This is a genomic window from Micromonospora matsumotoense, from assembly GCF_050951065.1.
Classification (GTDB): domain Bacteria; phylum Actinomycetota; class Actinomycetes; order Mycobacteriales; family Micromonosporaceae; genus Micromonospora; species Micromonospora matsumotoensis.
Map to the genome: position 1 here is coordinate 2,451,641 of NZ_CP192025.1, position 22,487 is coordinate 2,474,127.

At 73.8% G+C, this 22,487-nt stretch carries 18 protein-coding genes; 17 read left to right on the forward strand and 1 reads right to left on the reverse strand.

The genetic code is table 11. The annotated features are described in order from the left end of the window. Positions 1-44: 44 nt before the first annotated feature. The 4 genes from aspS to ACQP1S_RS10940 all read left to right on the forward strand — a co-directional run bounded on the left by aspS (position 45) and on the right by ACQP1S_RS10940 (position 4,499). Entirely contained in the window at positions 45-1,847 is a 1,803-nt protein-coding gene (aspS, locus tag ACQP1S_RS10925) for an aspartate--tRNA ligase (RefSeq protein ID WP_432905844.1), read from the forward strand. A 118-nt stretch (positions 1,848-1,965) separates the two neighbouring features. Then, positions 1,966-2,349: a hypothetical protein gene (locus ACQP1S_RS10930; RefSeq protein WP_432905846.1), complete on the forward strand. Its 384-nt coding sequence runs from the start codon at positions 1,966-1,968 to the stop codon at positions 2,347-2,349. A gap of 120 nt (positions 2,350-2,469) precedes the next feature. Then, positions 2,470-3,066 carry an ArsR/SmtB family transcription factor gene (locus ACQP1S_RS10935; protein ID WP_432905849.1) on the forward strand — a complete coding sequence of 199 codons (597 nt, stop codon included), beginning with the start codon at positions 2,470-2,472 and terminating at the stop codon, positions 3,064-3,066. Then, entirely contained in the window at positions 3,066-4,499 is a 1,434-nt protein-coding gene (locus ACQP1S_RS10940) for an MFS transporter (RefSeq protein WP_432905852.1), read from the forward strand. The genes ACQP1S_RS10935 and ACQP1S_RS10940 overlap by 1 nt, the downstream gene beginning before the upstream one ends. On the opposite strand, the gene ACQP1S_RS10945 is transcribed toward ACQP1S_RS10940, so the two are convergent. Then, entirely contained in the window at positions 4,470-5,213 is a 744-nt protein-coding gene (locus tag ACQP1S_RS10945) for a GNAT family N-acetyltransferase (RefSeq protein WP_432905855.1), read from the reverse strand. The genes ACQP1S_RS10940 and ACQP1S_RS10945 overlap by 30 nt on opposite strands. A gap of 129 nt (positions 5,214-5,342) precedes the next feature. On the opposite strand from ACQP1S_RS10945, the gene ACQP1S_RS10950 reads away from it, so the two are divergent. The 13 genes from ACQP1S_RS10950 to ACQP1S_RS11010 all read left to right on the forward strand — a co-directional run bounded on the left by ACQP1S_RS10950 (position 5,343) and on the right by ACQP1S_RS11010 (position 22,468). Next, positions 5,343-5,555: a hypothetical protein gene (locus ACQP1S_RS10950; protein ID WP_432905857.1), complete on the forward strand. Its 213-nt coding sequence runs from the start codon at positions 5,343-5,345 to the stop codon at positions 5,553-5,555. A 75-nt stretch (positions 5,556-5,630) separates the two neighbouring features. Beyond that, positions 5,631-7,127, forward strand: coding sequence for a replication-associated recombination protein A (locus ACQP1S_RS10955; RefSeq protein ID WP_432905860.1), 1,497 nt, complete (start codon positions 5,631-5,633; stop codon positions 7,125-7,127). A gap of 3,245 nt (positions 7,128-10,372) precedes the next feature. Then, positions 10,373-10,978: a hypothetical protein gene (locus ACQP1S_RS10960; RefSeq protein WP_432907963.1), complete on the forward strand. Its 606-nt coding sequence runs from the start codon at positions 10,373-10,375 to the stop codon at positions 10,976-10,978. A 145-nt stretch (positions 10,979-11,123) separates the two neighbouring features. Continuing rightward, a complete protein-coding gene (locus ACQP1S_RS10965; RefSeq protein WP_091246334.1) occupies positions 11,124-11,585 on the forward strand; it encodes a DUF948 domain-containing protein in 462 nt (153 codons plus the stop codon). A gap of 31 nt (positions 11,586-11,616) precedes the next feature. After that, positions 11,617-11,922 carry a hypothetical protein gene (locus ACQP1S_RS10970; RefSeq protein ID WP_208569474.1) on the forward strand — a complete coding sequence of 102 codons (306 nt, stop codon included), beginning with the start codon at positions 11,617-11,619 and terminating at the stop codon, positions 11,920-11,922. Continuing rightward, the gene (alaS, locus tag ACQP1S_RS10975; protein ID WP_363668657.1) at positions 11,919-14,597 is read left to right on the forward strand and encodes an alanine--tRNA ligase; all 2,679 of its coding nucleotides are present in this window, start codon (positions 11,919-11,921) and stop codon (positions 14,595-14,597) included. The genes ACQP1S_RS10970 and alaS overlap by 4 nt, the downstream gene beginning before the upstream one ends. A gap of 73 nt (positions 14,598-14,670) precedes the next feature. Then, the gene (gene ruvX / locus ACQP1S_RS10980) at positions 14,671-15,132 is read left to right on the forward strand and encodes a Holliday junction resolvase RuvX (protein ID WP_432905864.1); all 462 of its coding nucleotides are present in this window, start codon (positions 14,671-14,673) and stop codon (positions 15,130-15,132) included. After that, positions 15,129-16,364, forward strand: a complete 1,236-nt coding sequence (gene mltG / locus ACQP1S_RS10985; RefSeq protein WP_432905867.1) for an endolytic transglycosylase MltG — start codon at positions 15,129-15,131, stop codon at positions 16,362-16,364. Before ruvX ends, mltG begins: the two co-directional genes overlap by 4 nt. After that, the gene (locus ACQP1S_RS10990) at positions 16,361-17,170 is read left to right on the forward strand and encodes a shikimate dehydrogenase (RefSeq protein ID WP_091246325.1); all 810 of its coding nucleotides are present in this window, start codon (positions 16,361-16,363) and stop codon (positions 17,168-17,170) included. The genes mltG and ACQP1S_RS10990 overlap by 4 nt, the downstream gene beginning before the upstream one ends. 248 nt (positions 17,171-17,418) lie before the next feature. Further along, the gene (locus ACQP1S_RS10995; RefSeq protein WP_432905871.1) at positions 17,419-18,924 is read left to right on the forward strand and encodes a family 16 glycosylhydrolase; all 1,506 of its coding nucleotides are present in this window, start codon (positions 17,419-17,421) and stop codon (positions 18,922-18,924) included. A 115-nt stretch (positions 18,925-19,039) separates the two neighbouring features. Beyond that, a complete protein-coding gene (locus ACQP1S_RS11000) occupies positions 19,040-20,275 on the forward strand; it encodes a hypothetical protein (RefSeq protein WP_432905874.1) in 1,236 nt (411 codons plus the stop codon). 318 nt (positions 20,276-20,593) lie between these two features. Further along, a complete protein-coding gene (locus ACQP1S_RS11005) occupies positions 20,594-21,433 on the forward strand; it encodes a hypothetical protein (protein ID WP_432905877.1) in 840 nt (279 codons plus the stop codon). A gap of 90 nt (positions 21,434-21,523) precedes the next feature. Continuing rightward, positions 21,524-22,468, forward strand: coding sequence for a glycosyltransferase (locus ACQP1S_RS11010; RefSeq protein ID WP_432905879.1), 945 nt, complete (start codon positions 21,524-21,526; stop codon positions 22,466-22,468). The last annotated feature ends 19 nt before the right edge of the window (positions 22,469-22,487 follow it).

Below are 22,487 nucleotides of genomic sequence, written 5' to 3' on the forward strand. Positions count from 1 at the left end.
CAATGCGGGGGAACAGCCGTACCGCAGATGAGGAGACGCAAGTCGTGATCCGTACCCATGACGCCGGCAGCCTGCGCGCGACGGACGCCGGCACCACGGTGACGCTCGCCGGGTGGGTGGCCCGCCGGCGCGACCACGGCGGTGTCATCTTCGTCGACCTGCGCGACGGCTCCGGCGTGGTCCAGGTGGTGTTCCGCGAGGAGGACGCGCACGCGCTGCGCAACGAGTTCTGCGTCAAGGTCACCGGTGAGGTGACCCGCCGCCCCGAGGGCAACGACAACCCGGAGCTGCCCACCGGCGAGATCGAGGTGACCGCCGCCGCGCTGGAGGTGCTCTCCGAGGCCGCGCCGCTGCCGCTGCCGGTGGACGACCAGATCGAGGCCGGCGACGACATCCGGCTGCGCTACCGCTACCTGGACCTGCGCCGCAGCGGCCCGGCCAACGCCCTGCGGCTGCGCTCCCGGGCCAACCAGCTGGCCCGGGGGGTGCTGCACGAGCGGGACTTCCTGGAGATCGAGACCCCGACGCTGACCCGGTCCACCCCCGAGGGTGCCCGCGACTTCCTGGTCCCGGTCCGGCTCCAGCCGGGCAGCTGGTACGCGCTGCCGCAGTCGCCGCAGCTGTTCAAGCAGCTGCTGATGGTCGGCGGCATGGAGCGGTACTACCAGATCGCCCGCTGCTACCGCGACGAGGACTTCCGCGCCGACCGGCAGCCGGAGTTCACCCAGCTCGACATCGAGATGTCCTTCGTCACCGAGGACGACGTGATCGACCTCGGCGAGGCGATCGTCTCGGCGCTCTGGAAGGACCTGGCCGACCACGAGATCTCCCGGCCGATCCCCCGGATCACCTGGCACGACGCGATGGCCCGGTACGGCTCCGACAAGCCCGACCTGCGCTACGGCCTGGAGCTGACCGAGCTGACCGAGTACCTGCGCGGCACCGCCTTCCGGGTCTTCGCCGCGTCGATCGACGCGGGCGGCTACGTCGGCGCGGTGGTCATGCCGGGCGGTGCGGCACAGACCCGCAAGGAGCTGGACGGCTGGCAGGACTGGGCCAAGGCGCGTGGCGCACGGGGCCTGGCGTACGTGGTGCTGGACGCCGAGACCGGCGAGGCGCGCGGGCCGGTGGCCAAGAACCTCTCCACCGAGCACCTGGGTGGCCTGGCCGACGCGGTCGGGGCCAAGCCGGGCGACGCGGTGTTCTTCGCCGCCAGCACCGACACCCGGGAGGCGCAGGAGCTGCTCGGCGCGGCCCGGATCGAGATCGCCAAGCGGGCCAAGCTGATCGACGAGAGCGCCTGGGCGTTCTGCTGGGTGGTCGACGCGCCGATGTTCGAGCGCACGGACGAGGGCGGCTGGACGGCCGTGCACCACCCGTTCACCTCGCCGAACGCCGAGTGGGTCGACCGGTTCGAGGAGGCCCCGGACCGGGCCCTGGCCTACGCGTACGACATCGTCTGCAACGGCAACGAGATCGGCGGCGGCTCGATCCGTATCCACCGGGGCGACGTGCAGCAGCGGGTCTTCGACCTGCTCGGCATCACCCCGGAGGAGGCGCAGGACAAGTTCGGCTTCCTGCTGGAGGCGTTCAAGTACGGCGCCCCGCCGCACGGCGGCATCGCGTTCGGCTGGGACCGGGTCTGCATGCTGCTCGCCGGGGCCGACTCGATCCGTGAGGTGATCGCCTTCCCGAAGACCCGGGGCGGCTTCGACCCGCTGACCGGTGCCCCGACCCCGATCACCACCCAGCAACGCACCGAGGCCGGCATCGACGCCAAGCCCAAGGCCCCGACCGCCTCCCCCGGCACCGCCGGCCCCGCCGCCCCGGTAACCGATCCGGTCTAACCCCCACCCCACCCGGCCCCGCCCGGGTCCTACCCCGGATCGTTGATCAAGAGGTTCACGTCATCATCACGCAGTGAGGTGACGTGAACCTCTTGATCGCTAGGTCGGGGCGCGGTTGGTGCACCTGTCCAGCGATGCGCTGCACGCCGGGCGTCCGATCCCCTGTCTCGACGACGACGTGCCGACCCCGGTGCATCCCTACGGTGCGGCGAAGGCGGCGGCGGAGACCGCCGTACGGGTGGTCGACCCGGGCGCGGCGCTGGAGTTGGCCGGCTCGGCCGTCGCCGGCCCGCTCAACGTGGCCGGCCCGGAGCCGGTCAGCCGGGCCGGGCTGGGGCTGCTGGTGGCCCGTCGGTACGGGATCGATCCGGCCGGGATGACGACCACCACGACCACGGCGGCCGGGCCGCGGCGTCCCACCGACGTGCGGCTGGACTCGTCCCGCGCCACCGCCCTGCTGCGGACCCGACTGCGCGGTGTGACCGAGCTGCTCGCCGGCTGACCATCAGCCGTCGGGGTCGGCCGGGCAGAGATGGACGCTGAGCCGGAGCCCGCACCGCGACTGCACAGAAGCTATGCACAAAACTTGTGCATAGCTTCTGTGCACAGTTATTGTGCATGCATGGAGAACGACGACACCGGCGGGCGACCCGCGACCAGCTCCGTCCGGATCGACCACCGGCAGGTCCGCGTCCTGGCCCACCCGCTGCGGCTGCGGCTGCTCGGCGCGCTGCGGGTGCAGGGGCCGGCCACCGCCACCACCCTCGCCGGGCTGCTCGGCACCAACACCGGCGCCACCAGCTACCACCTGCGCCAGCTCGCCGACGTGGGGCTGGTGGTCGAGGACCCGGACCGGGGCACCGGGCGGCAGCGCTGGTGGCGGGCCGCGCACGAGGTGACCGACTGGGAGCCGAGCGACTTCGACGACGACCCCGACGCCCGGGCCGCGATCGAGTGGATCCAGGGCGACCAGGTGCGCCTGCTGGCCGAGCGGGCCGAACGCTGGTTCGCCGTCCAGCAGGACTGGTCACCGGCCTGGCGGGACGCGTTCGGGATGAGCGACGCCTTCCTCAGCCTCCCGGCCGACCGGCTCCAGGCCCTCGAAGACGAGCTGTGGCGGGTGCTGGAGCGCTACCGCACCGAGGCGGATCCGGCGCAGCCGGACGCCGAGCGGGTGCACGTCTTCGTGGCCGCGTTCCCGATGATCGAGCAGCGGTGATGGGCGCGCTGACCGTACGTCAGGTGCGGTTGCGCTACCTCACCCTCTACGGCCTGCGCTGGCTGCCCACCGGCCTGACCATCCCGGTGATGATCCTGCTGATGCAGGAACGCGGCCTGTCGCTGACCCAGATCGGCCTGGTCTCCACCGCGCAGGGCCTGGTCGTGCTGGCGCTGGAGCTGCCGACCGGCGGCCTGGCCGACGCGCTCGGCAGCCGGATCGTCCTGGTCACCGCCTGGGCGGTCAGCCTGCTCTCCCTCGGCCTGTTCGCAGTCGCCGACTCCTTCGCGCTGTTCTTCCTGGTCTGGGCCCTGCAAGGGGTCTACCGGGCGCTCGACAGCGGCCCGCTCGATTCCTGGTACGTCGAGTCCACCCTGGCCGCTGACCCGGACACCGACTACGAGCCCGGCCTCGGCTTCGCCGGCACCGTCGCCGGCGTCACCATCGCCGGTGGCGCGCTGCTCAGCGGCGGCCTCATCGCGCTCGGGCCGGTCGGGCCGGTCAGCGCCCTGACCGTGCCGGTGCTGGTCGCCGCCGCCCTGCAGGCGGTGGCCCTGGTCGTCCTGCTGTTCCTGCTGGTCGAGACCGGCCCGGCCCGGGGCCCCGGCACGCTGCGCGCCTCGGTCGCGGCGGCACCCCGGATGGTCGGGCAGGCCGTCGGCTTGCTGCGCCGCTCCCGGGTGCTGCTCGCCCTGGTGTCGGTGGAGCTGTTCTGGGGCTTCGGCATGGTCACCTTCGAGTCGTTGCTGCCGATCCGGCTCGCCGACGTGGTCGGTGACCCCGAACGGGCGGCGGCGCTGCTCGGCCCGGCCAACTCGGCGGCCTGGCTGGTCTCGGCGGCCGGGGCGGCGGCGACCCCGTTGCTGCTGCGCTGGCTGGGCGCGGCCCCCGCCGCGGCGCTGCTGCGGATCGTGCAGGGCGTCACGGTGCTCGGCATGGGTCTGCTCGCCGGGCCGGTCGGGGTGCTGGTCGCCTACCTGGCCTGCTACGCCGTGCACGGCGCGTCCAACCCGCTGCACCTGGGGCTGCTGCACCGGCAGGTCGACGGCCCCTACCGGACCAGTGTCATCTCGCTGAACTCGATGATGGGACAGCCCGGGTTCGCCCTCGGCGCGGTGCTGCTCACCGCGCTGGCCGACCGCAACGGGGTCGGCACCGCGATGGTGGTCGGCGCGGTCGCGCTGGCGGTGGCCGCCCCGCTCTACCTGCCGGCCTGGTGGGCCGGCCGACGGGCCGCCCCGGCCGCAGCCCGGCCCGGGGACGTCCCGGTCGACGCTGAGCCGGGGAACGTCCCGGTCGAAGCCGGACCCGGGAACGGTACGGCCGCGCCCGCCGGGTCCGGACTTCCGGCCGCGTCGGCCGGCGCCGACCCCCGGGACGTGCAGCCGGCCGGGTCGGTGGCCTCAGCCGAGCCACACCGAGCTGCGCCGTAGGGTGCCGGTGAAGCCGAGCCGGCGGTAGAGCCGCAGCGCGGCGAGGTTGTCGGCGTAGACGCCGAGCCCGACATGGTCGTACCGGGTGAGCAGGGCCCGGGTCATCCCGGCGGTCAGCGCCGCGCCCAGCCCTCGCCCCCGCCGGTCGGGGGCCACGGTCAGCCCGGCGAGGAAGCCGATGTCGCCGCGACTGCGGTCCGCCCCGCAGGCGACCAGGCGGTCGGCGTCCCAGATGCCGTACCAGTCGACGACCGTCGTGTCCCCGGGGCGCGACGAGGTGGTGGGGAAGGCGTCGTCGATCAGCGCGGACAGTGCCGGGTGGTCCGCCGGGCCGAGGCGGACCACCCGCTCCTGCCCGGATTGCCGGGGTGGGCCGGTGGTGGTCCAGAGGAATTCCCAGTCGTCGATCCGGGTCGCGCCGAACCGGCCGACCAGCAGCGACCGGTCGGCCCGGGGCAGTTGCAGGTACTGCCCCGGCCGGACCACGCCGTCGGCGACCAACGCCGCGACCAGCGCCAACGCCGCGTCGACCGGACCGACCACCCCACCCGCCCGGCCGTTCTCCGCCGTCGGGAGCACCCAGGCCACCGCGCCGTCGCGGACCCAGGCGCGGGGTCGGTCGTCGCGCCGCAACGCGTGCCGTACGAACGGGTGGTGGTCGGTGGCGGCGAGGATGGCCGCCCGGCCGGTGAGTTCCCGGTCGCCGTCGATCATGCGAGCAGCCTAGAACCCGGCCGGACGACGGGACCCGGCGGCGGCGATCTCCACGACAGAGATTGACGAGCCGACCGATTGGGTACATCGGGGCCGACCTACTGGGACCCCCTACCGGAGGACATACACATGCTCGCCATCCTCGCGGCCGTCGTTTTCGGCTTCGCGCTCCTCATCGACCTGCTCAACACCAACTTCGGCGCCCCCGACCTGTTCAACTGGAACACCCTGGTGCTGATCGGCCTGCTGCTGCTCTCGCTCTACCTGGCCGGCGTCGGCAGCGGCCCGCGCGGCGGTGGCGGCGGCCGGTGGTACCGGGGCCGTCGGCCGGGTCGCGGCTGACCGCGACGGATCAGAACGGGCGCGGCCCACGGCGCGATTCCGGCGTCGTGGGCCGCGCCCGGTACTGTCTTCCTGATGGACTCCGACGCCCTCTTCTCCCTCGGTGCACCCGCCGTGGCGCCCAGCGCCCACGCGGGCTCCGTCGGCGTCGACGACTTCGCCTCGGTGGGGGAGGACGCCCCGCTGCCGGTCCGGATGCGGCCCGCGCGCATCGACGAACTGGTCGGGCAGGAGCACCTCCTCGCGCCCGGTGCCCCGCTGCGTCAGCTCGTCGGCGGCGGCGCGGCGCTGTCGGTCATCCTCTGGGGCCCGCCGGGCAGCGGCAAGACCACCATCGCCCACCTGGTGGCCCGGGCCACCGACCGCCGCTTCGTGGCCATGTCGGCGTTGACCGCCGGCGTCAAGGACGTCCGGGCCGTCATCGAGACCGCCCGTCGCCAGCGCCGCTCCGGTGGCCCGCAGACCGTCCTGTTCATCGACGAGGTGCACCGGTTCAGCAAGACCCAGCAGGATTCGCTGCTCGCCGCCGTCGAGGACCGCACGGTCACCCTGCTCGCGGCGACCACCGAGAATCCGTACTTCTCCGTCATCTCGCCGCTGCTGTCCCGGTGCGTGCTGCTCACCCTCCAGCCGCTCGACGACGAGGCCGTGCGGGCGCTGCTGCGTCGCGCGGTGACCGACCCGCGCGGCCTCGCCGGCGCGCTCACCCTGGCCACCGACGCCGAGGACCACCTGGTACGCCTGGCCGGCGGCGACGTCCGCAAGGCCCTGACCGCGCTGGAGGCGGCGGCGGCCTCGGCGACCGCGCTCGGCGTCGACCGGATCGACCTGGCCACCACCGAGCAGGCGGTGGACGTGGCGGCCGTGCGCTACGACCGGGACGGCGACGCGCACTACGACGTGACCAGCGCCTTCATCAAGAGCATGCGCGGCTCGGACGTCGACGCCGCGCTGCACTGGCTGGCCCGGATGCTGGTCGCCGGGGAAGACGCCCGGTTCATCGCCCGCCGTATGGTCATCTTCGCCAGCGAGGACGTCGGCCTGGCCGACCCGTCCGCCCTGTCGGTCGCCACCGCCGCCGCCCACGCGGTGGAGTACGTCGGCCTGCCCGAGGCCCAGCTCAACCTCGCCCAGGCGGTCATCCACCTGGCGACCGCGCCGAAGTCCAACTCGGCCACCACGGCCCTCGGCGCGGCGATGGCCGACGTCCGGGCTGGTCGGGGCGGTGCGGTGCCGCGCGGGTTGCGCGACGCGCACTACTCCGGCGCCCGAGGGCTCGGGCACGGCACGGGCTACCGCTACCCGCACGACGACCAGCGCGGGGTGGTCACCCAGCAGTACGCTCCCGACGACCTCGTCGGGACCGACTACTACCGGCCCAGCGGGCACGGCGCCGAGCGGTCGGTGGCCGCCCGGCTGCCCCTGCTGCGCCGGATCGTCCGGGGGCTGTCCACCCCGGTGTCACGCCCCGACGGGCCGGTGCCGGTGGTCAACGGCCGTCACCCGACGGGCACGGGGCACGCCGGTGGGGCGGATGAGGACGGCGGCGACGCCGGGGAGGTTCAGCAGTGACATCGCGAGGTGGGGAGCAACCGCAGGACGGTCCCGACGAGCGGCGTGAACCTCGCGCCAAGGGACGTCGGTGGGGTCGGGGGCGGGGCGGCGACGACACCCCGCCCGAGCCGGCCGGCGAGGAGTTCGGCTGGATCGACGACCTGCGTACGGCGAAGCAGCAGCGCACCGAACTCGGCCCGGACGGCGGTCCGGTGCCGCCGGTCCGTGGTCCGGTTCCGCCGGCTGCCGGGCGTGGGCCGGCCGCGCCGCAGACCGGCCCGGGGGGGCCGGTCGCTCCGCGCGTCGGTCAGCCGGTTTCGCGTCCCGACGGGCCGGCACCGGCCGGCGTCCGCCCACCGCAGCCGGATTCCCGGCCGCAGCAGGCACCGCAGGGCCTCCGGCCGGAGCAGGCACCGCCGGGTGCCCGACCGGAGTCCGGTCCCCCGACGGGTCCCCTGGCCGGTCCACCGGGTCCGCGCCGGGAGGCGTCGGCATCCGGCGGCCCCCGCCCGCCGCAGCCAAGCGGTCCATCGGACCTGCCGCCAACCGGGCCCGGCCGGCCCGGGCCGGCGTCTGCCGGGGCCGAGCCGCCCCGACCCGGTCGCTCTGACGGGCCGCCACCGGGGCCGACGCACCCCGGTGGGCAGGCCGCCCCGCCGGTCCGTGGGCCGGCCTGGTCCGGACCCTCCGGGCAGCGCCCCCGCCTGGGCGAAGGGCCCGGACCCTGGCCGGGTTCGGCGTCCGCCGACCGCCCCGGCCCGCAGCGGCCCGACCAGGCATCCCGCCCCGACCCCACCGCCGGTGGTGCCGGCTCCGGCCGGGCCGCGGTCGCGGTCCCCGGCCGGGCGGCGGTCCCCGGCTCGGGGTCCGGCCGGGCGGCGGTCCCGCCCGGTCAGGCGCCACCTGTCGGGTGGACCGGTCCCGGTGCCCCGGCACCCGCCGGGCCGTCGCACGGTGCCCCGGCACCCGCCGGGCCGTCGCACGGTGCCCCGGCACCCGCCGGGCCACCCCTGGGTGGCCGAGCGGCATCCGACGACCGGTCGGGCGTGGCGGCACCGGGCGGTACGCCCCTGCGGGGGCGTCGGACCGTGCCCGACGACCGGCCGAGAGACCGCCGGCCCGGTCCGATCGAACCCGCGAACCGGCCCGGCACGGGTTCCGGTCCCGGTGGTCCCGCGCCCGCTGCGGCGCACCCGACCGGTGCGCCCCGCGTCGGGATGGGGACCCCGGCCGGTGCCGGAGTGCTGCCGGACCCGACGGTCGGCGGGCCGCGTACCGGCCCGATGGCACCGGCGGGCGGCAACCCCCCGCCCGACACGGCGGCTTCCGGGCCCCGGGCTACGGGGGGTCGCCGTGCCGAGGCATCACCCACCCCGTCCGCGATCCCGGTGACCGGCCGGCCGCCGAGCGGGCAGGCCGCCGTCGCGCCGCCGATCCGGACCGGCCGGTGGTGCCGCTGACCGGCAACGCGCCGTCGCTACCAGGTGTCGCGCCGACCTCGCCCGCACCGGGTGTTCCGTCGGCGCCGCCCGTTCCCGGCACCGGTCGGCCCGGCCCGGCCGCCCGGGACGACAACGGGCGTCGTCGCCCGCCTCCCGACATCGCCCCACCACCGGGCCGGCGGGCCCGTCCCGACGGCGAGCCGGCGGTCCACCACCCCGGGCCGGACGGCGAGGGGCCCGGGGGCCGTCGGAACCGCCCGGACGACGAGGAACCGTCGGGGGGATGGCGTAGCCCGACCGGGAACGAATCCGATCCGCGGGGCCGCCCGGACGCCGATGAGGTGCGGGGTCGGCCGGACGGGGGTGCGCCGGCCGGTCAACCGGTTCCGTCCGGGTCCGCCCAGGAGGACCGCTCACGTGGCGACCGACCGGACCGGCCGGCGGACTGGCTGCGGCAGGCCGGGCGCACCTCACACACCGACCCCGCCCTGCGGGTGCTCAACCGCTCGACTCCGCCGGCTGGTCGGTCGACCCCGCCGGGCGGCGCGGGTCCGGCCGATCCGGCTGGTCGGGGTCGATCGGGCGGCCCGGAGCGCAGCGACGTCGAGGCCGGTCCGCATCGGCCGGAGCAGGCCGGTCCGCATCGGCCGGAGCAGAGCGGCCCGCCCCGGCCGGAGCAGGCCGGTCCGGCTCGGGGCACGGCGCGGCCTGCCCCGCCTGAGCGGCCCCCGCCCGGCCGGCTGGTCCCGTGTCCGGGCCGGTAGGCGACGGCCACGGCTCCGCCCGGGGAGCCCAGTCTGACCCCGACCCGACCCGGGGTCCGCGTCCCGGCGCTGCCGGTTCGCCGCCCGGTGGCTCCCGAGCCAGCGGTGCGGCCTCCGTGCCGGTGCCCGGTACCGCGCAGGTCCCGGGCGGCCCGCGTCCGGCCGGTCCCGGTCCGATGCCCGGCGCTCCCCGGGTTGGCGGCTCGGCTCCGGTGCCCGGCACCGCGCAGGTCCCGGGTGGTCCGCGTCCCGCCGGCCCGGGGCCGGCCGGACGCCCGCCCGGCGGTGCCGGTCCGGACGCTGCCGCGACGGCACCCACGTCCGGCGCTCCCCGATCCGGCGCACCGGTCCCGAACGATCCCGCCGCGCCCCGCTCCGAGCTACGCATCGGAAGCGGACCCCGCCCGCCCGCCCCCACTCCGGTAGGCCCGCAGTCGGGTGCACCCGACCCGAGGGCGCCGCGGCTGGGCGCACCCGACCCGAGGGCGCCGCAGCCCGGCGCACCCGACCCGCGAGCGCCGCGCGCCGGCGCGCCAGCGCGCGGCACCGCCCGTCCGGAGGGTCCGGTCACCGGCACCGCCCGCCCGGACGGCCCCGCCACCGGCCCGGTCACCGGCACCGCCCGCCCGCCCGCCCCTCCGGACGACCCGCGTCGTACGGCGGGGCCGGAGGGCGGCCGGCCCTCCGGGCCACGGTCCGCTGCCGGCGGCCGGCCCCCGGTGCGGGTGGAGTCGTCGCGGCGGCGTCGGTCGCCCCCGCCACCGCACCGGGCGCACGACCGGGCGGTGGGCCGCAGGACGCCGTCGGTCGGGCGGCACCGCCGGTGCGTCCCGCTGACCGGGCGGAGACGGCCGGTGTCGCGGCCGTCCCGTCGTCCGGTCGGGCCGACGTCCCGGGAGTGGCCCGGGTGACGCCACCGGACGGAGCCCGGTCCGATCCGGACGGCTCGACCGGAGCTCCGCTGCGCCCGCCGACGCAGGACGACCCCGCCGGTGCCGGTGCCGCCTCCGATGACGGCGGCGGCGAACCGCGTCGCCGGACGGAGGAACGGCGTCGCCTGCGGCTGGGAATCCTGGTGCTGGTCAGCGTGTTGCTGCTCGGGGCCCTCCCGGCCTTCTTCGGGATGCGGACCCTCAGCCGGGACCCGGTCTTCGACACCCTCGACGAGTTGGGTGTGCCGGGTTGGGCGACGGCGAAGACGGTGGACAACGTCAGCGGCAGCCGCCTGTGCCTGCAGGACTGCCGGCTGAGGGAGCGCACCGTGGAGTCCGACCGCGCGCCGGAGGAGACCACCCGGGTCTATGAGCAGGCGCTGCGCGCGGAGGGCTGGCGGCCGTGGAAGGTGACCCGGTGTCCGGAACAGCCGGCCAAGGGCAGCTACACCTGCTGGCGACGGGACGAACTGACCCTCGACCTCTGGGTGCGGGAACCGACCTGCACTCCGCCGCTGGTGAGCGGGGAGCCGGCGGTGCCGCCGGCCAGCCCGGCCGCACCCGCAGCGGGGGAGTGCACCGGTTCGTTGGTGTCGGTGAAGGTCCGCAACGCGATCGACGACGAGCGGACCCGGCCACAGCCGAGCACCGACCCGTCACTGACCGGTGAGGATCCGTTCCCGACGATCACCGAGGATCCGCTCGGCGGCCTGACACGCTCACCGTCCTGAGCCGGTTTCCATCACGGACGGTAGGGTCTGGGGCTGGCAGGCCCGCCTGCCCCCGTTTGACCCCGTACGGGTCACACCGCGACCGGGTACCGGGTCGCGTGTTCCGGGGCGTCGGGCCCCGGAACCCTGCTTGAGGAGGACATGCGTGGATGGTGGACAGATCGCTGCGCTGATCGCGGCCGGCGCGTTCCTGATGCTGGTGCTCGTGCTGGCGGTACCGATCCTGCGGCTGCGGCACACCGTGGACGCGACGACCCGGATGATCAACGACCTCAACGCGCAGACCGCCCCGCTGCTGGGGGACGTGAACACCACGGTGAAGAACGTCAACGTCGCCCTGGAGCAGGTGCAGACCTCGCTCGACGGGGTGAACCTGCAACTCGCGAAGGTCGACACGATGACCAGCCACGCGCAGAACGTCACCGCCAACGTGGCGAACCTGGCCACCGTGGTCTCGGCCGCCGCGGCGAACCCGCTGGTGAAGGTGGCGGCCTTCGGGTACGGCGTCCGCCGGGCCGCCTCGGCACGGCGTACCGCGGAGACCGAGCGTGAGGTGCGCGACACCATCAAGCAGCAGCGGCGTGCCGCCCGGCGTGGCAACAGCTGACCCGACCGGCGTCGCACAGGAGGAATGAGACATGAGGCGACTGTTCTGGCTCGGTATCGGGCTGGCCGTGGGCGTGGTGGTGGTCCGCAAGGCCACCCGGACCGCGCAGGCGTACACCCCGGCGGGGATCGCCAGTGGGCTGTCCGAATCCGCTGGCGGTCTGGTCGAGTCGCTGCGTAGCTTCGTGGAGGACGTACGGATCGGGATGGCCGAGCGCGAGCAGGAGATCCACGAGGCGTTCGCCCGGGGTGAGGCGTTCGACGACCAGTTCGCCGAGTTGCGGGAGGACCCGCGTATCGGTGACCGAGAGATCTTTCCGGAGGAACACCAGCGATGAAGACGGCGGAGATCAAGCGGCGGTATCTCGCCCATTTCGAGGCGAACGGGCATACCGTGGTGCCGTCTGCTCCGCTGCCTGCCATCAGTGATCCGAACCTGCTGTTCGTCAATGCCGGCATGGTGCAGTTCGTTCCGTATTTTCTCGGGCAGCAGACGCCGGCGTACCGGCGTGCGGTGAGTGTGCAGAAGTGTCTGCGGACGCCGGACATCGACGAGGTCGGCAAGACCAGTCGGCATGGCACGTTCTTCCAGATGAACGGCAACTTCTCGTTCGGGGACTACTTCAAGTCCGGGGCGATCCCGTTGGCGTGGGACCTGGTCACCAAGCCGGTTGCCGAGGGTGGTTACGGGCTGGACGGGGAGCGGGTCTGGCCGACGGTCTATCTCGACGACGACGAGGCGTTCGAGATCTGGCGGTCGGTGGGGGTGCCGGCGGAGCGGATCGTCCGTCGGGGCAAGGCGGACAACTTCTGGTCGATGGGCATTCCGGGGCCGTGCGGCCCATGTTCGGAGCTGTTCTACGACCGGGGCCCGGAGTACGGCCGGGAGGGTGGTCCGGCGGTCGACGAGGACCGCTACATGGAGTTCTGGAACCTGGTGTTCATGCAGTTCGAGCGGGGTCCGGGCAGTGGGAAGGAAGACTTCCCGATCCTGGGTGACCTGCCGGCGCAGAACATCGACACCGGGATGGGCCTGGAGCGGATGGCCTCGATCCTGCAGGGTGTGGACAACCTGTACGAGATCGACGAGGTGCGGCCGATCCTGGACCGGGCGGCGGAGCTGACCGGTAAGCGGTACGGCGCGCACTCGGGGCACGTGGCGAGCGAGTCGCACCCGGACGACGTGCGGTTGCGGGTGGTCGCCGACCACGTGCGCACCGCGTTGATGTTGATCGGTGACGGGGTGACCCCGTCGAATGAGGGGCGCGGCTACGTGCTGCGTCGGATCATGCGGCGGGCGATCCGGGCGGTGCGGTTGTTGGGTTGGCAGGAGCGGGCGTTGCCCGAGTTGCTGCCGGTGGCCCGGGACTGCATGTCGCCGTCGTACCCGGAGCTGGCGACCGAGTTCGACCGGATCTCGCAGTACGCGTACGCGGAGGAGGACGCGTTCCTGTCGACGTTGCGGGCGGGGACGACGATCCTGGACACGGCGATCGCGCAGACCCGGTCGGCGGGGAAGCCGGCGCTGTCGGGTGAGCAGGCGTTCCAGCTGCACGACACGTACGGGTTCCCGATCGATCTGACGTTGGAGATCGCCGGCGAGCAGGGGTTGCAGGTCGACGCGGAGGGTTTCCGCCGGTTGATGGCCGACCAGCGCAACCGGGCCAAGGCCGACGCGCAGGCCCGCAAGACCGGACACACCGACGTGTCGGCGTACCGGTCGGTGCGTGACGACGGCGGGGCGGTGGAGTTCACCGGCTACACCGAGCTGCACCGGGAGTCCCGGGTCCGGGCGCTGCTCAGCGGTGGCGTCACGGTCGGCGCGGCGGTCGAGGGCGACACCGTCGAGTTGGTGCTCGACACCACCCCGTTCTATGCCGAGGGTGGTGGTCAGCAGCCCGACCAGGGTCTGATCACCGTCGGTGCCGGTCAGGTCGAGGTCTTCGACGTGCAGCAGCCGGTGCCGGGTCTGATCGTGCACCGGGCGAAGGTGGTCCGGGGTGAGGTGCGGGCCGGGGAGACCGGCTACGCCGAGATCGACGTGACCCGCCGGCGGGCCATCTCGCGGTCGCACACCGCCACCCACCTGGTGCACCAGACCATGCGCAACTTCCTCGGTGAGTCGGCGACCCAGGCGGGTTCGCTGAACGCCCCGGGCCGGCTGCGGTTCGACTTCAACACCCCGGCCGGGGTGTCGCCGAGCGTGTTGCACGACGTGGAGCAGCAGGTCAACGAGGTGCTGTTGGCGGATCTCGAGGTCAACGCCTTCATCACCACCCAGGAGGAGGCCCGGCGGATCGGCGCGATGGCGCTGTTCGGCGAGAAGTACGGCGAGCGGGTCCGGGTCGTCGAGGTCGGCGACTACGCCCGGGAGCTGTGCGGCGGCACCCACGTGGCCCGTTCGGCCCAGCTCGGCCTGGTGAAGATCCTCTCCGAGGCGTCGGTGGGTTCGGGCGTGCGCCGGATCGAGGCGCTGGTCGGGATGGATGCGTTCGGCTTCCTGGCCCGCGAGCACCTGCTGGTGTCCCGCCTCGCCGAGCTGTTCCGGGTGCCCGGTGAGCAGGTCGCGGAGCGGGTCGAGCAGACCGTCACGCAGCTGCGGGACGCCGAGAAGGAGCTGGAGAAGCTCCGCGCCCAGTTGGTGCTGGGCGGTGCGGCGGCGCTGGCCGGGCAGGCGAAGGACGTCGGCGGGGTGGCGTACGTCGGCACCGAGGCGCCGGAGGGCGCGGCCGGTAACGACGTGCGGACCCTGGCCCAGGAGATCCGCGGCAAGATCGACCCGGCCCGGCCGGCCGTGGTGGCGGTGGCGGCCCGATCGAATGGCAAGGCGTCCCTGGTGGTGGCCGTGAACGCCGCGGCCCGTGGGCGCGGTCTGGCCGCGAACGACCTGGTGAAGGCGGCCTTCTCCGGCCGGGGCGGTGGTAGTCAGGACGTCGCGCAGGGCGGTGGCCTGCCCGCCGCGGAGGCGCCGAAGCTGCTGCTCACGGTCGAGAAGGCGATCGCCGACGCGTGACGGATCAGCACCTGAGCCAGGGCGGACCCGAGCTGGTCCGCCCTGGCTCGTCACCGCCGGAGGGTGACCGACCGTGAGTGAGTCGTCCCGCGGGGTCCGGTTGGGGGTCGACGTCGGGCAGGTCCGGGTGGGGGTGGCCCGGTCCGATCCGCACGGCATCCTGGCCACTCCGCTGGTCACCCTGGCCCGGGACCTGACCACCGGCCCGGACGCGGTGCCCAGCGACCTTGCCCAGCTCGCGCAGCTTGTCGCCGAGCACGAGGCCGTCGAGGTCGTCGTCGGTCTGCCGGTCAATCTCGCCGGTCGGCACGGCCCGGCCGCCCAGCACGTGTTGGCGTACGTGCGCCGGTTGACCGAGGTGATAACGCCGGTTCCGGTGACGATCACCGACGAGAGGATGTCAACGGTCGTCGCGTCTCGTAGGCTTGCCGAGCGTGGCGTCCGGGGAAAGCGCCAACGTGCGGTGGTGGATCAGGCCGCCGCGGTCGAGATCCTGCAGAGCTGGCTGGAAGCGCAGCGGAGGCGGACGGAATGATCGACGATCTGGACCTCGGGTTCGACGAGCAGGAGAGGGGGGAGAAGGGCCGGCACCGGCGCGGTTTCGTCAACAAGCGCAACGGCACGTCGGGCGGCGGCAAATCGGGCGGCGGGCACCTAAAGACGATCTTTGCCCTGTTCATGGCCCTGGTGTTGCTGGGTGGCATCGGCGGCGGGGCCTTCTACGGCTTCGACCGGATTCGTAACCACTTCATCACGCCGGACTTCGACGGTCCGGGCACCGGTGAGGCGCTGGTCGACGTCAAGCAGGGCGACAGCGCCACCGCCATCGGTAACTCCCTCTACGACGCCGGTGTGGTCAAGAGCACCAAGGCCTTCGTCGAGGCGGCCGACGAGAACGCGCGCAGCAAGAACATCCAGGTCGGCCGGTACAAGGTCAAGAAGGAGATGCGCGCCACCGACGCGCTCGCCCTGCTGCTGGACCCGAAGAGCCGGGTGGTCAACGGGATCACCATCCCCGAGGGCATGATCACCCTGGCGATCTACGACCTGCTGGCCAAGGAGACCAAGATCCCGGTCGCCGAGTTCAAGGCCGCCGCGAAGGACCCGGTCAAGTTGGGCGTGCCGGAGTTCTGGTTCAACCGCAAGGACGGCAAGAAGGGGCCGCGGAGCCTGGAGGGTTTCCTCTATCCGGCCACCTACGAGCTGCCGCCGAAGGCGACCGCCCCGCAGATCCTGTCGATGATGGTGGACAAGTTCCTCGACGTCACCGGCGAGATGAAGTTCGTCGACACGGTGCAGGCCGACCGGGGCATCTCCCCGTACGAGGCGTTGATCACGGCCTCGATCGCGCAGGCCGAGTCGGTCAACCACGTGGACATGCCGAAGGTGGCCCGGGTGATCTACAACCGGGTCTACACCGACCGCTACCACTGCAAGTGCCTGGAGATCGACAGCGCGATCAACTACTGGCTGCGGTTGCAGGGCAAGAATCCGAAGGATTCCGACATCCTCAAGCAGTCCGAGCTCAACGACCCCAAGAACCCGTACCGGACGCACGGCGCGGACGGGCTGACCATCACCCCGATCAGCAACCCCGGCGAGGACGCCCTCAAGGGGGCGATGAGCCCGCCCAACGGCACCTGGGTCTATTTCATGACCGTCGACAAGAAGGGCACCATGGGCTACGGCACGACCGACGCCGACTTCCGTGACCTGCAACGTCAGATGTGCACCAACGGCGTGCTGAGCGGAGAGAACTGCCGGTGAGGGCGGCGGTGCTCGGCCGGCCGATCGCGCACTCCCTGTCCCCGGTGATCCACAACGCCGGGTACGCCGCCGCCGGGCTCGACGGCTGGTCGTACACCCGGATCGAGTGCGGTGCGCAGGAGCTGCCGGCCCTGGTCGCCGGCCTGGGCCCGGAGTGGGCCGGGCTGTCGGTGACCATGCCGGGCAAGGAGGCCGCGCTCGCGGTGGCCGACCGGGCGTCGTCGGTCGCCACCGCCGTCGGCGCGGCCAACACGCTGGTACGGCGTCCCGACGGCTCCTGGTACGCCGACAACACCGACGTCTCCGGGATGGTGAGCGTGTTGACCTCGGCCGGGGTGCCGGCCGGGGCCGCCGTCACGGTGCTCGGCGCCGGGGGCACCGCCCGGGCCGCCCTGGCCGCCGCCGCCCGGCTCGGCGCGACCACGGTCACCGTGGTCGCCCGTCGCCCGTCGGCGGTGGCGCAGCTGCGGCCGGTGGCGGCGGCCGTCGGGGTGGAGTTGGTCGCGGTGGCCTGGCCGGACGCCGCCGCGCACACCGGTGCCGACCTGGTCGTCTCCACCGTGCCCAAGGGCGTCGCCGATCCGTTGGCGGCCGACGCCGACTGGGGACCGTCCACGGTGCTCTTCGACGCGTTGTACGACCCGTGGCCGACCCCGCTGGCCGCGGCGGCGTCGGCCGCCGGTCGACCGGTGGTTTCCGGGCTGGATCTGCTGCTGGCCCAGGCGGTCGGCCAGTTCACCCAGTTCACCGGGGTGCCGGCGCCGGTCGAGGCGATGCGCGCGGCGCTCGCCGCGGCGCGGCGCTGACCGCCGGTCGGCCGGCGTTGATCCACCGGTCGTGCGCTGCGGTGCGCCGTTGACCCGCATCGCCGACTTTCCGGTCAATCAGGCGTAACCTCGGGAAGCCGGCATTCGCAGGCTCGCCTGCCGAAAAGCAACCCCCACTGCCTTATTCTTTGGTTAAGTCGGGTCGTCACTGCGATTTCACCCCCGCCATATCCACCTGTGGTCGATACGCTGCTGCCGGTAATCGTCGCCCATCCGGGGAGAGTTCCTTGAGCAGGCACGGAATCCACCGCGCCCTTCCGGCCATCAGTGGCCGACGCAAGGCGGTCGTCCTCAGTGTCCTGAGCGTCACCGCAGTCGCCGGCATCACGGCCACGATGATGCCGCTGATCGCCGCCGAGGTGCCGCCGATCGTGCTCTCCGCCGTCGCGGACACCACGGCCACCCAGGTCCCGCAGGACGGCGACAACGGGTCCAAGACCACCCTGGCCAGCTGCCCGCAGCTCTGCGACGGCAACCGTGTCGGCCAGCGCGACGCGGTGCTGGAGTTCCAGGTGCGCGGCCTGCCCGCCGACGCGGTCAAGGTCAAGGCGTCCCTGCGGGTGTACGCGTGGCAGCAGTTCTCCTCCCGGGTCCGGGCCCACGCCGCCCGGGGCACCGCCGTCGGGACCGGCGCATGGCACGAGCGGCCCGTCCTCGGACCGGAGTTGGCCGCCGTCGACCGGGTCGCCCAGGGTTACAACGAGTGGGACGTCTCCGGTGCGGTCAGCGGCAACGGCCAGGTCACCTTCGCGTTGACCCAGGAGAACTGGAACACCCGGATCTACTGGGCGTCCCGGGAGAACACGAAGACCGCCATCCGGCCGAGCCTGGTGGTGACCTACCAGCGGGGCAGCCGGCCGCCGACCCGGCCACCGGCCACCGCGGCCCCGCCGACCACCGCGGCTCCGACGCCCACGCCGACGCGTACGGTGGCGCCGTCGCCGACCCGGACGGTCAGCCCGCCCGCGCCGACCACGGCCGCACCCCGCCCGACACCGACGGTCCGCCCCGGCACGGATGTGCCCGGCTGGCGGCTGGTCTGGTCCGACGAGTTCACCGGACCCACCGTCGACCTCAAGCGGTGGAACCTGCGCGACAACGAGGGCCGCGACATCGACCGGGGATGCAACGTCGACGACGCGGACAACACCTTCGTCGCCGACGGCGTGCTGACCCTGCGGGCCCAGCGGGAGACCGCGGTGTGCAGCTCGCAGACCCGGCAGTACACCCAGAGTTACCTGGACACCATCGGCAAGGCGTCGTTCACCTACGGCCGGTTCGAGATGCGGGCCAAGTCGCCCAACGGGCCGGCCGACTCCAAGGGCCTCTGGCCGGCGTTCTGGCTGCGCCCCGACGACGGCGGCAAGGGTGAGATCGACGTGGTGGAGCTGCCCGGCGGGGCGTCCCTGCACGGGGCCGCCACCCAGGCGATCTTCTACGACTACACGCCGGTCAAGCAGGACCAGCGCTGGGACTTCCCGACCGGCTACCCGGGGGACGGCTTCCACACGTACACCACGGAGTGGGAGCCGGGGGTGATCCGCTGGTACATCGACGGCCGGCAGGTCTGGCAGCGCGACCGCAGCACCACCCCGTGGTTCGACGAGGCCTTCAACAAGCCGTTCAACCTGCGGCTGAACTTCCAGGTCGGCGGCTGGCTGGGCGACCCCGACGCGGCCACCCGGTTCCCGGCCGACTTCCGGGTCGACTACGTCCGCGTCTGGCAACGCTGAGCCGGACCCGGCACCGTACGCCGCCCGGTGGGCTCCGGCCCGCCGGGCGGCTGCTTGTGCGCTGCCCCTATCGTGTCCGCCAGCGCGCGGCGGTCGGGCGGGACAGGGGGAGGGCATGACGGTGGCGACGGACCCACGGACCCGGCAGGACGGCCTGGGCTGGGTGACCCGGGCCATCTTCGGTGACCCCCGGCTCTGGCTCGGCAGCCCGCCCGACCCGGTGCCCGCCACCCACCGCCCGGCCGTCCGGTACGCCGTGGTGCCCTCGGTCGAGCGGGCCAGGTTCCTGCTCCCGCTGGCCTCCCGCCGGATCGGCGCGGCGTCGACCCTGGCGTACAACGCGCTGCGCCCGCCCCGGGTGCGGGCCAACCGGCTGGCGGTCGGCGTGCTGGCCGGCCTCGGGCTGACCGGGCTGGCCCGGATGCCGGTGCTGACCGTGGCGGTGCCCACCGACGTCGATCCGATCGACCTGCTGCTCGCCGGGCACCTGGGCCGGCTGGCGGGCCGGACGCTGCACGCCGCGATCGGCATCCGTCCACCGGATCCGCACCACAAGCCGACGTTGCAGCTCTTCGACGACCGGGGCGCCGCGCGGGCGTACGCGAAGATCGGGTGGAACGACGCGACCCGGGCGATGGTCCGCGCGGAGGCCGCCGCGCTGCGGGAGTTGCCCCGCGACGGCGGTGACTTCCCGGACGTGCCCCGGCTGCTGGACGAGGTGAGCTGGGGTGACCTGGCGGTGACCCTGGTCGAGCCGATGCCGGCGCGGGTGCGCCGGCCGCGTCACCCGCGGCGTCCGGAGGTGGCCGCGATGCTGGCGGTGGCCCGGCGCGGTGGCCCCGCGGGGCCGTCCCGACCGTTGCGCGGTTCGGCGTTCCTGGCCGACCTGACCGCGCGCGCCGCCACCGCCGGTGGCCCGGTGGTGGCGGCGCTGGCCGCCCTTGCCGACCGCGACGGGGACCGGCCGGTGGAGTTCGGTCACTGGCACGGCGACTGGGTGCCGTGGAATCTCGGCCGTCACCGGGGCCGGTTGATCGTCTGGGACTGGGAGAACAGCGGCGCCGACCGCCCGCTCGGGTTCGACCTCGCCCACCAGGGTTTCCAGAGCGCGCTGTCGTTGGGTGGCCGGGACGTGGCGGGAGCGACCGGGGAGATGGTGGAGATGCTGGACCGGCACGGCCCGGCGTTCGGCCTGGACCCGGCGGGGCGTCGGCTGGTCGCCGACGCGTATCTCGTCGAGCTGTGGTTGCGGACGGCGGAACTGGCGGCCGGCGGGGGTGGCTGGAGTGCGAAACTGCACCCCGCTCTGTTGCACACGCTCGCCGACCGGATGGGCTCACCCCGCCCCTGACCGGCGGTTTCTCCCGCTGACTGGGACAAGTGTCGGGGTCCCGACCGGAAAAACGGCGAAAAGCCCACACTGCCGTCACCGCCGCTACCGAAGCTGGCTCACGTTCCGTTATGGTGGCCCCACTCGATCACCACTGGCCGGCGACGGCGTGGTCGATCCGGCCCGGGACGGCGTGGGGACCTCGTCCGGGGCGCGGGGTGTGGGGAGGCCCGGTCGATGGCTGGCACAATCAGGGAGCACGATGGGATCGTCACGCGTCAATCAGCTCGGGGTGTCCTGCGCCCCGGCCACCGATCGTTCGGGCGGCGGTGACCCGAGATGACCATCGTCTATGTGCTGGCCGTGCTGGCCGTGCTGGTGCCCCTGCTGACCGTTCCGGTGCTGGCGGCCCGGTGGGCGTCGGCCGTCGACACCGGCCGGACGGCCGAACGGGTGCGGGTCGCCCTCGCCGGGCTGACCGCCGCGTTCGGCCGGGTCGGTGCGGCCCTGGTGGTGCTGCTGGCCGGTGCGGCGGCGGTCGTCGTCGTCTGCTGGCCGCTCGGTGAGGCGATCTCCCGGCTCGAACCCCACGTCGACCACCCGGTCTTCGACTACGTGCACGCCCGCCGGGTCGGCTTCTGGGAGGACATCAACCTGTTCATCTCCCCGATCGGTGACCGCTACCCGCTCAAGTGGGTGACCGCGGTGGCCGCGATCGGCTTCGCCATCGCCTGGCGTCGCCGCCGCTGGTGGATTCCGCTGGTGGCGATGCCGTTGCAGTTCGTCGTCGAGCAGTACACCCAGACGATCCTCGCGAAGGTCGTCGACCGTGGCCACCCGCCGACCGACCTGGGCACCTACCCCTCCGGGGGCTGCGGCCGGGTGCTGATGACCTTCGGCACCATCCTGGTGCTGGCCGCGCTGACCTGGCGGATTCCGCGTCGGGTGCTGATCGGCCTGGTCACCGCCCTGGCGGTGCTGGTCACGGTGGAGGGCTACACCCGCATCTACGCCGAGAAACACTGGCTCACCGACGTCTTCGGCGGCTGGTTCTTCGGCACCCTGCTGACCGGCGTGATGGTGCTCGCCGTGCTGGTCGCCGACGGCCGGGTCCGCCCGCCGAGGACGCCGGTCGACCCGGCACCGCGCAGCGACGACCGGCTGACCACCGGTACCTGACCCCCTCCCCGTCCGGACCGGCGCGACCCCTCCCCGCGCCATGACGGACCCGGCCCCCACCACTCCTCGAACGGAAGTTGGGCCACCGACGTGACCACCCTCCTCGTCGCCTCCACCGGTGGGCACCTCGCCGAGCTGCATGACCTGCTGCCCCGGCTCGGGGTGCAGGACGACTGCGTCTGGGCGACGTTCGACTCCCCGCAGAGCCGGTCGCTGCTCGACGGGCACGAGGTCATCCACGTGCCGCCGGCCACCACCCGGGACCCGGTGGGTGCGCTGCGTGACCTGCTGGCGGCCCGCCGGGTGCTCTGCGGCGGACGGTTCCGTCGGGTGATCAGCACCGGCGCCAGCGTCGCCATGTCGTTCTTCCTGCCCGCCGTCCGGCACGGCCTGGACTGCCACTACATCGAGAGCGCCACCCGGACCGAGGGCCCGTCGCTGACCGGTCGGCTGGTCGCCCGGGTGCCCCGGACCCGGCTCTACACCCAGTACCCGGGTTGGGCGGACGGCCGCTGGCGCTACGGCGGGTCCATCTTCGACGGTTACCTGCCCGCACCCGCCACCCCGCGCCCGGTCGCCAGGATCGTGGTGACCCTCGGCACCCAGGACCGCTTCGGCTTTCCGCGCCTGCTGCAACGCCTGGTCGACGTGGTGCCCCCCGAGGCGGAGGTGCTCTGGCAGGTGGGGTCGACCCGCATCCCCCGGATGCCGGTCGGGGCCCGCCGGCAGGTGCCGCACGCCGAGATGCAGCAGGCGATGCGGGAGGCCGACGTGATCGTCACCCACGCCGGGGTGGGTTCGGCGCTGGCCGCGATGCGGGCCGGCCGCCGTGCCGTCTATGTGCCGCGCCGGGCCAGGCACGGCGAACACGTCGACGACCATCAGGTCGAGATGGCCCGGGAACTCGACCGGCGGGGACTGGTGCTGGCCCGGGAGGCCGACGCCGTCACGGCCGACGACCTGGCCTGTGCGGCGTCCTGGACGGTCACCACCACCGGAACGGTCCCGCCGTTCCGGTGGGAGCAGCCGGCATGAGGCCGGCCGGGACCGGGCA